Origin of the sequence: Sinomonas sp. P10A9, from assembly GCF_041022165.1 — a bacterium.
GTDB lineage: Bacteria > Actinomycetota > Actinomycetes > Actinomycetales > Micrococcaceae > Sinomonas > Sinomonas puerhi.
This window is the reverse complement of the sequence record NZ_CP163302.1, coordinates 2,193,031-2,204,561: the sequence shown is the minus strand read 5'-3', so window position 1 is coordinate 2,204,561 and position 11,531 is coordinate 2,193,031. Positions and strand designations below refer to the sequence as shown.

Annotated in this window: 10 protein-coding genes; 9 read left to right on the top strand and 1 reads right to left on the bottom strand. The window is 69.1% G+C overall.

From position 1 onward, the window contains the following. Nucleotides 1-4 precede the first annotated feature (4 nt). Together efp and nusB are read left to right on the top strand one after the other, a co-directional pair. Nucleotides 5-568 (top strand): elongation factor P, encoded by a 564-nt coding sequence (gene efp, locus AB5L97_RS10030; protein ID WP_307958344.1) that lies wholly within the window; start codon nucleotides 5-7, stop codon nucleotides 566-568. Beyond that, complete coding sequence (gene nusB, locus AB5L97_RS10025) at nucleotides 568-978, top strand: transcription antitermination factor NusB (RefSeq protein ID WP_307958343.1); 411 nt, start codon at nucleotides 568-570, stop codon at nucleotides 976-978. Before efp ends, nusB begins: the two co-directional genes overlap by 1 nt. Before the next feature lie 72 nt (nucleotides 979-1,050). Here nusB and AB5L97_RS10020 read toward each other — a convergent pair whose 3' ends face one another. After that, entirely contained in the window at nucleotides 1,051-2,250 is a 1,200-nt protein-coding gene (locus tag AB5L97_RS10020; RefSeq protein WP_369044607.1) for a PrsW family intramembrane metalloprotease, read from the bottom strand. Nucleotides 2,251-2,400: 150 nt separating this feature from the next. Between AB5L97_RS10020 and pyrR the strand changes: the two genes are divergently transcribed. The 7 genes from pyrR to pyrF are packed head-to-tail and all read left to right on the top strand — an operon-like array spanning nucleotide 2,401 to nucleotide 11,364. Continuing rightward, nucleotides 2,401-3,048, top strand: a complete 648-nt coding sequence (pyrR, locus tag AB5L97_RS10015; protein ID WP_369044606.1) for a bifunctional pyr operon transcriptional regulator/uracil phosphoribosyltransferase PyrR — start codon at nucleotides 2,401-2,403, stop codon at nucleotides 3,046-3,048. Nucleotides 3,049-3,051: 3 nt separating this feature from the next. Then, the gene (locus AB5L97_RS10010) at nucleotides 3,052-4,059 is read left to right on the top strand and encodes an aspartate carbamoyltransferase catalytic subunit (protein WP_369044605.1); all 1,008 of its coding nucleotides are present in this window, start codon (nucleotides 3,052-3,054) and stop codon (nucleotides 4,057-4,059) included. Beyond that, complete coding sequence (locus AB5L97_RS10005) at nucleotides 4,056-5,393, top strand: dihydroorotase (protein ID WP_307958339.1); 1,338 nt, start codon at nucleotides 4,056-4,058, stop codon at nucleotides 5,391-5,393. Before AB5L97_RS10010 ends, AB5L97_RS10005 begins: the two co-directional genes overlap by 4 nt. Before the next feature lie 26 nt (nucleotides 5,394-5,419). Next, nucleotides 5,420-5,920, top strand: a complete 501-nt coding sequence (locus AB5L97_RS10000) for a hypothetical protein (RefSeq protein ID WP_369044604.1) — start codon at nucleotides 5,420-5,422, stop codon at nucleotides 5,918-5,920. Further along, a complete protein-coding gene (gene carA / locus AB5L97_RS09995; RefSeq protein WP_369044603.1) occupies nucleotides 5,917-7,122 on the top strand; it encodes a glutamine-hydrolyzing carbamoyl-phosphate synthase small subunit in 1,206 nt (401 codons plus the stop codon). The genes AB5L97_RS10000 and carA overlap by 4 nt, the downstream gene beginning before the upstream one ends. Next, nucleotides 7,122-10,502 (top strand): carbamoyl-phosphate synthase large subunit, encoded by a 3,381-nt coding sequence (carB, locus tag AB5L97_RS09990; RefSeq protein WP_369044602.1) that lies wholly within the window; start codon nucleotides 7,122-7,124, stop codon nucleotides 10,500-10,502. Before carA ends, carB begins: the two co-directional genes overlap by 1 nt. Continuing rightward, nucleotides 10,495-11,364 (top strand): orotidine-5'-phosphate decarboxylase, encoded by an 870-nt coding sequence (gene pyrF, locus AB5L97_RS09985; protein ID WP_369044601.1) that lies wholly within the window; start codon nucleotides 10,495-10,497, stop codon nucleotides 11,362-11,364. The genes carB and pyrF overlap by 8 nt, the downstream gene beginning before the upstream one ends. The last annotated feature ends 167 nt before the right edge of the window (nucleotides 11,365-11,531 follow it).

Genomic DNA, 11,531 nt, shown 5'->3' with positions numbered 1-11,531 from the left:
TTACGTGGCAACCACCAACGACATCAAGAACGGCACCGTGCTGAACCTGGACGGCCAGCTGTGGAACGTCATCGAGTTCCAGCACGTGAAGCCGGGCAAGGGCGGTGCCTTCGTACGCACCAAGATGCGCAACGTGCTCTCCGGTAAGGTCGTCGACCGTACGTTCAATGCGGGCACGAAGGTCGACACCGCGACTGTGGACCGCAGGGACTTCCAGTACCTGTACAAGGACGGCGAGGACTTCGTGTTCATGGACACGGACACGTACGACCAGATCACCGTCTCCGCTGCGACTGTCGGCAACGCTGCCAACTTCATGCTCGAGAGCCAGACGATCCTCATCGCGCTGCACGACGGCACCCCGCTCTACGTTGAGCTTCCGCCGAGCGTCACCCTCGAGATCACCTACACCGAGCCTGGCCTCCAGGGCGACCGCTCGTCCGCTGGCACCAAGCCCGCGACCGTTGAGACCGGCTACGAGATCCAGGTCCCCCTCTTCCTCGAGACCGGCACCAAGGTCAAGGTCGACACCCGCGACGGCAGCTACCTGGGACGTGTCAACGACTAGTGAGCGCCCGCAGTAAGGCCCGAGCCCGGGCACTCGACATCCTCTTCGAGGCGGAGCAGCGCTCCGTCGCGGCGTCGGACGCCATGCAAGGCAGACGCGATCGGACCGAGCAGATCATCAACCCGTACACCGTCGCGATTGTGGACGGTGTCACGGCGAAGCAGGCGCAGATCGACGAGATCCTGAGCACGTACTCGCAGGGTTGGACGCTCGAGCGCATGCCCGCCGTCGACCGCGTCATCCTGCGGATCGGCGTCTGGGAGCTGCTGTACAACGATGAGGTTCCGGACGGCGTCGCGGTGAGCGAGGCCGTGGCCCTTGCGCGGACGATGTCCACAGAGGAGTCGCCCACGTTCGTCAACGGACTGCTCGGCCGGCTCCAGCAGCTCAAGCCGACGCTGCTGGCCTGACCGTCGAAGACCGACGCTGCCGCAGGGCCCTGCCGATTCCGGCGGGGCCCTGCGGCGTTCTGGAGAGGGGGTCTACAGCTGCGGTCCGGTCGGGGGAATGCCGAGCACGGCCGCCCGTTCGCGCCGGGAACGATCGAGGAGGCCGCGCTCGGTCGCCGCGTAGCCGCGGACATCGCGGCCACTGAGCACTCGTTGGCGCGTGGCGGCTAGCTCCGTCGCAGTGCGGATGAACGACCGCATTGCGTTCCTGCGTCCGAGTGATGCGGCCCATCTCAGGCCCGCTCGCCGGCCGCGCGGCGTGGCCAGCATGTCTACCTCCAGCGGAGTGAACCAGCCTGCCTGCGCGTACTCGACGAGCCGTCTGTGCGTGAGCCTCGCCTCGGAGCGGCGCAGGAGGTACACGCCGAGCACTGCCGCGCCGAAGAGCGGGACCTGCACGATGACGTACAGCAGGAAGAAGTCCTCGCCGGCGCTGTTCCAGATGTTGTGCAGGAGCATGGCGGGAAGCAGCCCCACCGCGAACGCGCCGAGCACGAGGCCGGGGCTCCACCTCCGGGCGGCGAGCCCCGTGACGAGGCCGAGCGTGCCCGTGAACATCGCGTGCGCGAACGGTGAGAGGACGCCGCGCATCGTGAAGACAACAGCGAGGGAGGCTGCCGATCCCGATGTCTCCGCGTAGAGCCTGCCGAAGTAGAGGATGTTCTCCGTGAACGCGAAGCCGGCGGCGATCGTCATCCCGTAGACGATCCCATCCACCGGCCCGTCGATGTACTTGCGTGCCGCGAACATGAGGATGAGCAGGCCGAGGCCCTTGGACAGTTCCTCGACGACCGGCGCCTCGATCGTGGCCAGGAACTCCGCCGTCTGGGCGGCGCTGGCAGCGCGCGGGCCGAACACGCCCATGAAGAGCGGCTGGATGAGTGTCGTCGCGGCGACGGCCATGACGGCGCCCCACGCGAGGGCGAAGGCGAGCAGCCGCCGTGGCTCGGGCTCCCAACGGTCCACGAGATGGACGGCGAGGAGCACGACGACGAGCGGGAACAGAGAGAGAAGGAACCCGACGAGGAAGCCGGCGCTGCCGGTCGCTCGGACCAGGAAGGGCACGACGACCGCGAGGCCCGCGATGAGCAGGCCCGTGCCCGCCACGAGGACGGCGAGGAGCCCTGCGCGGGCACCGGTGCCGCGCGAGGGCGGGACGGGCACGAGAAGCTCCTGCTGAGGGGGCCGCTGCCCTGGCCCGGGCCGCTCCCACCTCGGCTTGCCGGTCGTCATGGCACAAGGCTAGCCGGGGCGCGGTGGCACGCCCGCACGCCCGGGTGACGGCGCCCACAGGACCCCGGGGAGACCTGCTCCCGTGTGGTAGCGTGAATCGACAGTTTTCCTCATTTAATTCCGTCCTGTGAGGCGGGGAAGGGGGCTGCTGTGGCGAACGCCTCTGCAGAACAGCGCAGCGCCGACAGGGCCGACAAGGCCAACAAGAACGGCGGCTCGGCCCGGATCGTCCTGAATGCAGGGGACATCGACCGGGCGCTCACCCGCATCGCGCACGAGATCCTCGAGGCCAATCGAGGTCCCGAAGGGCTCGTCTTGCTCGGCATTCCGCGCCGTGGATACCCGCTGGCCGTCCGGCTTGCGGCCAAGCTCGCCGCCGCCGACGCCGCGGTGGAGCCCGCCGCCGTCGTCGGTCAGCTCGACATCACGATGTTCCGCGACGACCTCGCACACCAGCCCACGAGGCCTCCCGTTCCCACGATCCTGCCTGCGGGCGGCATCGACGGCAAGGTCGTGGTCCTCGTCGACGACGTCCTCTACTCCGGCCGGACCATCCGCGCGGCGCTCGACGCCCTCGTGGATCTTGGGCGCCCCCGCACGGTGCGCCTCGCAGTCCTCGTGGACCGCGGCCACCGTGAGCTGCCGATCCGAGCGGACCACGTGGGCAAGAACCTGCCGACGTCCCGCTCCGAGAAGGTGCGCGTGCGGCTCACGGAAGTCGACACCGAGATCGCTCAGGACTTCGTCGCCATCGAGGCTCCTGCCCAGTCCGGGGACGAGTCCGAGGGCGGTGCCTGACGCATGAAGCACCTGCTCTCCACCCGGGACCTCTCCCGCGGGGACGCGATCCGCGTCCTCGATACGGCCGAGGAGATGGATGCGGTCAACTCCCGCGAGGTCAAGAAGCTCCCCGCACTGCGTGGCCGTACGGTCGTCAACCTCTTCTTCGAGGACTCGACCCGGACCCGGATCTCGTTCGAGGCCGCGGCCAAGCGTCTCTCCGCCGACGTGATCAACTTCGCGGCCAAGGGCTCGTCCGTCTCCAAGGGCGAATCGCTCAAGGACACTGCCCAGACCCTCGAGGCGATCGGCGCCGACGCCGTCGTGATCCGCCACCCGGCCTCCGGGGCGCCGCACCGTCTCGCGACGACGGACTGGATCAGCGCCGCTGTGGTCAACGCCGGCGACGGCACTCACGAGCACCCCACCCAGGCGCTTCTGGACGCGTTCACCCTCCGCCGGCACTGGTCGAAGCTCGCGGGTACCCCATCGGGCGGGGCGGACCTGGCGGGTGCGAAGGTCCTCATCGTCGGGGACATCCTGCACTCGCGTGTGGCCCGTTCCGATGTGTGGCTCCTCACGACACTCGGCGCCCACGTGACGCTTGTGGCCCCGCCCACACTCCTGCCGATCGGCGTCGATCTGTGGCCCTGCGCGGTTTCCTACGATCTCGACGAGGCCATCGCGTCGCGACCGGACGCGATCATGATGCTCCGCGTCCAGGCAGAGCGCATGAACGCCTCGTACTTCCCATCCACGGGTGAGTATTCGCGCCGTTGGGGCCTCGGCGATGAGAGGTTCGGCCGACTGGACGAACTCGGCCTCAAGGACACGATCATCATGCATCCCGGGCCCATGGTGCGCGGCCTCGAGATCTCGTCGGCAGCGGCGGACTCCGAGCGCTCACAGGTGCTCAAGCAGGTCGCCAACGGCGTGTCCGTCCGGATGGCCGTGCTCTACCTTCTCATGTCCGGCGGCCTCGCGGGCGAGCCCGCAGCCGCACTCCAGCTGAAGGAGACAGCCTCATGACGCCGTCGACCCGCTACCTCATCCGTGGCGCCTCGCTCTACGGGGAGACGGCCGCCGACCTCCTCATCGCCGACGGTGTGATCGCGGCGATTGGTTCGGCTCTCGACGCCGCAGGGGCAACGGTGGTCGATGCGCAAGGCCTCGTGGCGCTGCCGGGATTCGTCGACGTGCACACGCACCTGCGGGAGCCCGGCCGCGAGGACGCCGAGACGGTCGAGACCGGCTCAAGGGCCGCGGCCCTCGGCGGCTACACCGCCGTCCATGCCATGGCCAACTCGAGCCCGGTAGCGGACACGGCAGGCGTCGTCGAGCAGGTCGCGCACCTCGGGCGCCGCGCCGGTTGGGTCGACGTCCGCCCCGTGGGGGCCGTGACTGTCGGCCTGAAGGGCGAGCGGCTCGCGGAGCTCGGCGCGATGGCGGAGTCAGCCGCCGCGGTGCGCATGTTCTCGGACGACGGCATGTGCGTCCACGACCCCGTCCTCATGCGGCGCGCCCTCGAGTACGTCAAGGCCGTCGACGGCGTCGTGGCCCAGCACGCGCAGGAACCGCGGCTCACGGCGGGTGCGCAAATGAACGAGGGCTCGGTCTCGGCGATCCTCGGGCTGCCCGGCTGGCCCGCCGTCGCGGAGGAAAGCATCATCGCCCGCGACGTGCTGCTGGCCCAGCACGTCGGGTCCCGACTGCATGTGTGCCACGTCTCGACGGCCGGCTCGGTGGACATCATCCGCTGGGCGAAGGCCCGCGGGATCAGCGTGACCGCCGAGGTCACGCCGCACCACCTGCTGCTCACGGACGAGCTCGTGCGCACCTACGATCCGGTCTACAAGGTCAACCCGCCGCTGCGGACCCACAGCGACGTCGAGGCCCTTCGCGCTGCTCTCGCCGACGGCACGATCGATGTGGTCGGCACCGACCACGCGCCGCACCCGAGCGAGCACAAGGAGTGCGAGTGGGTGCAGGCTGCGATGGGCATGACGGGCCTCGAGACGGCTCTCTCGGTGGTCCAGCTCGCCATGGTCGAGACCGGCCTGATGGGCTGGCGCGACGTGGCCCGCGTCCTGTCCGAGGTTCCCGCGGCGATCGGCCGGCTTGCGGATCAGGGACGCCCGCTCGCCGAAGGCGAGCCCGCGAACATCACGCTCGTCGATCCCGCTGCGCGGTGGACCGTTGACCCCTCGGTCCAGGCCACGAAAGGGCGCAACTCGCCGTTCGGCGGCCGCGAGCTCCCAGGACGCGTCGTCGCGACGTTCTACGCGGGGCACCCAACGGTGCTCGACGGAGCCCTCAACACCCCGCACCCCATCTCGGTGGCCGAACGCGCGGGGGGACGCTGATGGAGCGGCTCGGTCCTGGACTTGAGATGTTGGCCTTCGCGCTCGTGCTCCTGGCACTCATGTGGCTGGGCTGGCGACGGCGCATCCGGCGGCAGTCGGGAATCGGCACGCCGCAGCCGACGCCCGCGGACGCCGGCGCGGAACGCTTCCGATGCGCCGGACAGTACGTTGTCACGACGACGGCTGGGGACTGGCTCGACAGGGTGGCGGCCCACGGTCTGGGTGTCCGCACGGGGGCCGACGCGGTCGTGACTGACGCCGGCGTGGTGTTCGAACGCTCCGGCGCCCGCGACGTGTTCATCCCGCGTGACGATCTCGAGGGTGTGCGGCTCGAATCCGGCATGGCGGGAAAGTTCGTCGAGAAGGACGGACTCGTGGTCCTTGCGTGGCGTCTCGGCGGGACCGCCGTGGACACGGGCTTCCGGCCCCGCTATGCAGAAGAGAAGAATGCCTTCGTGGCAGCGATTGAAGACTTGATGGGTTCCGAGGCCGGCAGCGGCGCGGATCAGGGAAAGAGTGTGCAGTGACTGAGAACGCCACCATTGATCGGACCAACCCGCAGCAGGGGACTGCCCCGCAGCCGGCAGTCCTCGTGCTCGAGGACGGGAAGATGTTCCGCGGGCGCAGCTACGGCGCCGTGGGTTCGACGCTCGGTGAGGTCGTCTTCGCGACCGGCATGACCGGGTACCAGGAGACGATCACCGATCCCTCGTACGCGCGCCAGATCGTCGTGCAGACGGCGCCACACATCGGCAACACGGGGGTGAATTCCGAGGACGCCGAGTCGCGCCGCATCTGGGTCGCCGGTTATGTGGTGCGTGATCCCGCACGCCGCCCGTCGAACTGGCGCAGCGAGCGCAGCCTCGACGACGAACTCGTCGACCAGGGCATCGTGGGCATCCAGGGCGTTGACACCCGCGCGATCACCCGACACCTCCGCGAGCACAAGACCATGCGTGCCGCGATCTTCTCCGGCGATGCGGCGCGGCGTTCGGACAGCGAACTGCTCGACGACGTGCTCGCGAGTGCCCCAATGGAGGGCTCGCGTCTCGCCGAGGAGGTCAGCGTCGACGAGGCCTACACTGTGGAGCCCTTCGACCATGGCTGGACGGGCGAGCCCCGGTTCACGATCGCGGCCATCGACCTCGGCATCAAGGCCATGACGCCGCACCGGTTCGCCGAGCGCGGGGTACGGGTGCACGTACTGCCCGCCACGGCGACGGTCGAGGATGTCACGGCAGCCAGCCCCGACGGATTCTTCATGTCCAACGGTCCCGGCGATCCCGCGACGGCGGATGCCCAGGTGAGGCTGCTCCGCTCGGTGTTGGATACGAAGCTGCCGTACTTCGGCATCTGCTTCGGCAACCAGATCCTGGGTCGCGCCCTCGGGTTCGGCACCTACAAGCTCCGCTACGGCCACCGCGGCATCAACCAGCCGGTCATGGACCGACGCACGGGCAAGGTCGAGATCACGAGCCAGAACCACGGCTTCGCGGTCGATGCCCCGCTCGAGGGCGCCACCCTCGCGCCCGAGGAGCGCTACGGGCGCGTCGAAGTGAGCCACATCAGCCTCAACGACCAGGTCGTCGAAGGTCTCGCCTGCCTCGACATCCCCGCCTTCTCCGTCCAGTACCACCCCGAGGCGGCGGCCGGGCCGCACGACGCCGCGTACCTCTTCGACCGCTTCATCGACCTGATGGAGACCACCAAGACCCAGGAAGCGAAGTAATGCCGAAGCGTACCGACCTGAAGAGCGTCCTGGTCATCGGCTCGGGCCCGATCGTCATCGGTCAGGCCGCAGAGTTCGACTACTCCGGCACGCAGGCCCTCCGCGTCCTCAAGGAGGAGGGCCTGCGGGTCATCCTCGTCAACTCGAACCCGGCGACGATCATGACCGATCCCGAGTTCGCGGACGCGACCTACGTCGAGCCGATCACGCCGGACGTGGTCGAGAAGATCATCGCGAAGGAACGCCCTGACGCGATCCTCCCCACCCTCGGCGGCCAGACCGCGCTCAACACGGCGATCGCCCTGGACAAGAACGGCGTGCTCGAGAAGTACGACGTCGAGCTCATCGGCGCGAATATCGAGGCGATCGAGCTCGGCGAGGACCGCGAGAAGTTCAAGGGCGTCGTTGCGCGCTGCGGGGCCGAGAGTGCCCGCAGCCACATCGTCCACACGATGGATGAGGCGCTCACGGCCGCCGGTGACCTCGGCTACCCGCTCGTGGTCCGCCCTTCCTTCACGATGGGAGGGCTCGGCTCGGGTCTGGCCTACAACGAGGCGGACCTGCACCGGATCGTCGGCCAGGGGCTCCAGTACAGCCCGACCACCGAGGTGCTCCTCGAGGAGAGCATCCTCGGCTGGAAGGAGTACGAGCTCGAGATGATGCGCGACAAGAACGACAACGTCGTCGTCGTGTGCTCGATCGAGAACTTCGACCCGGTCGGCGTCCACACGGGCGATTCCATCACCGTCGCCCCGGCTCTGACGCTCACCGACCGCGAGTACCAGAAGCTGCGGGACGTCGCGATCGCCGTCATCCGCGAGGTCGGCGTCGACACGGGCGGCTGCAACATCCAGTTCGCGGTCGAGCCGACCACCGGCCGCGTCGTCGTCATCGAGATGAACCCGCGCGTCTCCCGTTCCTCGGCCCTCGCCTCGAAGGCCACGGGCTTCGCAATCGCCAAGATCGCCACGAAGCTCTCTCTCGGCTACACGCTCGACGAGATCCCCAATGACATCACGCAGAAGACTCCGGCGAGCTTCGAGCCGACGCTGGACTACGTCGTGGTCAAGGTCCCGCGCTTCGCGTTCGAGAAGTTCCCTGCCGCGGACCCGACGCTGACCACGACCATGAAGAGCGTCGGCGAGGCCATGGCGCTCGGGCGCAACTTCACCGAGGCCCTCCAGAAGGCCCTGCGGTCCCTCGAGCAGAAGGGCGCCCAGCTCGACTTCTCGCCGGTGCCGGACTACGAGGTCGCCGGGCTGATCGAGAAGGCCAAGCGGCCGACGACGGACCGACTGTCCCAGGTGCAGCGGGCGCTCCTGGGCGGAGCCACGGTCGAGGACCTCTATGAGGCGACGAAGATCGATCCGTGGTTCCTGGACCAGCTCGTGCTCCTGAACGAGGTCGCGGCGGAGGTCCACGCTGCACCGGCCCTGACCGAGGACATCCTCCGGCTCGCGAAGCGCCACGGCTTCTCGGACGAGCAGATCGGGGCCCTCACGCATTCGTCTGAGGCTGTGGTGCGAGGAGTCCGGCAGGCCCTCGGAGTCCGGCCCGTGTACAAGACCGTGGACACGTGCGCCGCCGAGTTCGCGGCCTACACGCCGTACCACTACTCCTCTTATGACGAGGAGGATGAAATTGCGCTGCATGGGAAGCCCTCGATCATCATCCTCGGATCAGGTCCGAACCGGATCGGCCAGGGCATCGAGTTCGACTACTCGTGCGTCCACGCGACCATGGCCCTGCGCAAGGCCGGCTACGAGACCGTGATGGTCAACTGCAACCCGGAGACCGTCTCCACGGACTACGACATCTCGACCCGCCTGTACTTCGAGCCCCTCACCCTTGAGGACGTGCTCGAGGTGGTCGCGGCCGAGGAGCGGACCGGCGGGGTCATCGGCGTGTTCGTCCAGCTCGGCGGCCAGACGCCCCTCAAGCTCGCCCAGCAGCTCGAAGATGCCGGCGTGCCGATCCTCGGCACGTCCCCGGAGGCGATCGACCTTGCCGAGCACCGTGGCGCCTTCGCGAAGGTGCTCGATGACGCGGGACTGGTCTCGCCGAAGAACGGCACCGCAGTGTCCTTCGAACAGGCAAAGCGCATCGCTGACGAGATCGGCTACCCCGTCCTGGTCCGTCCGTCGTACGTGCTCGGCGGCCGCGGCATGGAGATCGTCTACGACGAGTCCAACCTGCACCGCTACATCGACAACGCGACCGAGATCACCCCGGACCACCCCGTGCTGATCGACCGCTTCCTCGAGGACGCGATCGAAATCGACGTGGACGCCCTCTACGACGGCACCGATTTGTTCCTCGGCGGCATCATGGAGCACATCGAGGAGGCGGGCATCCACTCCGGCGACTCGGCGTGCGTGCTTCCTCCCTTCACGCTGGGCACGGACGTGGCCGATCGGGTCCGTTCCGCGACCGAGGCGATCGCGGAGGGCGTGGGCGTCCGCGGTCTGATCAACATCCAGTTCGCACTCGCCGCGGACGTCCTCTACGTCCTCGAGGCGAACCCGCGCGCGTCCCGCACCGTGCCGTTCGTCTCGAAGGCCACGGGCGTCCAGCTGGCCAAGGCGGCGGCGCTGATCGGCACTGGCGTGACGGTCAAGCAGCTCCGCACCGCGTACCACATGCTCCCCGAGACGGGTGATGGCACGCACGTCCCCGCGAATGCGCCGGTGGCCGTGAAGGAGGCGGTCCTCCCGTTCAGCCGCTTCCGGACGCCGGAGGGCACGGTCGTGGACAGCCTGCTCGGCCCCGAGATGCGGTCCACGGGTGAGGTCATGGGCATCGACAAGCACTTCGACACGGCCTTCGCCAAGAGCCAGGCCGCGGCCAACAGCGCTCTGCCGACGTCCGGCCGCGTCTTCGTCTCGGTGGCGAACCGGGACAAGCGCTCGATCATCCTGGCCGTCAAGAAGCTCTCGGACCTCGGCTTCGAGATCGTCGCGACGGGCGGCACCGCCGCGGTCCTGAACCGCAACGGCATCAACGCAACCGTCGTGCGCAAGGTGACGGAGGCCTCGGGCGCGGCGGTGGCCCAGAGCCCGGCCGCGGCCCGTGAGGGTGAGGGCACGATCGTCGACCTCATCAATGACGGCAAGATCGACATGGTCTTCAACACGCCATCCGGCGGAACTGCCCGTGGGGACGGCTACGAGATCCGGGCCGCGGCGACGTCGAACGGCAAGCCGTGCATCACGACGGTCGCCGAGTTCAACTTCGCCGTCCTCGCGATCGAGGCGATGCGCAGCTTCGAGTGGGGCGTTACGAGCCTTCAGGAGCACGCGGCCGCACTGCGTGCGAGCGTCGAGGACACGAGCGCCGAAGGCCACGGTACAGAGTCCTCCGAGGAGCCCGCGCATGCCTGATGCGGGCCCCGTGGTCGGCAGCCGCTCGCCGTTCGGCGAGCGGCTCGCAGCCGCCGTCGGCCAGCGCGGGCCGCTATGCGTGGGCGTTGATCCGCATCCGTCGCTCCTCGCTTCGTGGGGCCTCACGGACGACGCCGAGGGCCTCCGCCGCTTCTCGGCGACGGTCCTGACCGCGGTCGCCGACGTCGCGGCCGCGCTCAAGCCGCAGGTGGCGCTCTACGAACGCCACGGGTCCGCGGGGATCGCGGTCCTCGAGGAGCTGCTCGCAGCTGCCCGAGAGGCGAACCTGCTGACCATCGCCGACGCCAAGAGGGGCGATATCGGCTCGACGATGGCCGCCTACGCACAGGCGTGGCTGGGGGAGGAATCCCCCCTCGCTGCCGATGCCGTGACCCTGAGCCCGTACCTCGGGTTCGAGTCGCTCCGGCCCGCCCTCGACCTGGCGGCCGAGACGGGCCGGGGCGTGTTCGTCCTCGCGCTCACCTCCAATCCCGAGGGGGCCTCCGTCCAGCACGTGGGCGGGGACGCGTCCGTGGCGCGCAGGATCGTCGACGCGGCGGCCGCCGAGAACCGCAGGTACGCCGGAGCTGAGCGGGGCCATGGATCCGTGGGCCTCGTGGTCGGCGCGACGGTCGGCGACGCCGTCCAGCGCCTCGGGCTCGATCTCGCCGCGGTGGGAGGTCCGCTGCTCGCCCCGGGGCTTGGTGCGCAGGGGGCGACTCCGGCCGCGCTCCGGGAGACGTTCGGGGCGGCATACGGCCAGGTGCTGGGCACATCGAGCAGGGACATCCTCGCGGGCGGTCCCGACGCTGGCGGCGTCCGTGCACGCGCGGAGCGGACGCTCGCCGGCTTGGCTGGCTGATTCGCTCGCCGTGTCCTGATCCCGCTTGTCCTCATCCGGCCGCCGGTCTGGCTCGTGTGCCGGTGGTGGCCTCGTGACGCGTTGCCAAGCGCCGGGCGGCGGGTCTAGGTTCGAGGCAAGCCCGGCGTGACCTCTCGGCCCGGGCGTGAGGTGAGCACCGAGGTGAG

What these genes read in the sequence shown, in the direction of transcription:
- AB5L97_RS10020 (WP_369044607.1), bottom strand. Translation starts at nt 2,250, where the DNA reads ATGACGACCGGCAAGCCGAGGTGGGAGCGGCCCGGGCCAGGGCAGCGG.
- AB5L97_RS10010 (WP_369044605.1), top strand. Translation starts at nt 3,052, where the DNA reads ATGAAGCACCTGCTCTCCACCCGGGACCTCTCCCGCGGGGACGCGATC.
- AB5L97_RS10005 (WP_307958339.1), top strand. Translation starts at nt 4,056, where the DNA reads ATGACGCCGTCGACCCGCTACCTCATCCGTGGCGCCTCGCTCTACGGG.
- AB5L97_RS10000 (WP_369044604.1), top strand. Translation starts at nt 5,420, where the DNA reads ATGTTGGCCTTCGCGCTCGTGCTCCTGGCACTCATGTGGCTGGGCTGG.
- carB (WP_369044602.1), top strand. Translation starts at nt 7,122, where the DNA reads ATGCCGAAGCGTACCGACCTGAAGAGCGTCCTGGTCATCGGCTCGGGC.
- pyrF (WP_369044601.1), top strand. Translation starts at nt 10,495, where the DNA reads ATGCCTGATGCGGGCCCCGTGGTCGGCAGCCGCTCGCCGTTCGGCGAG.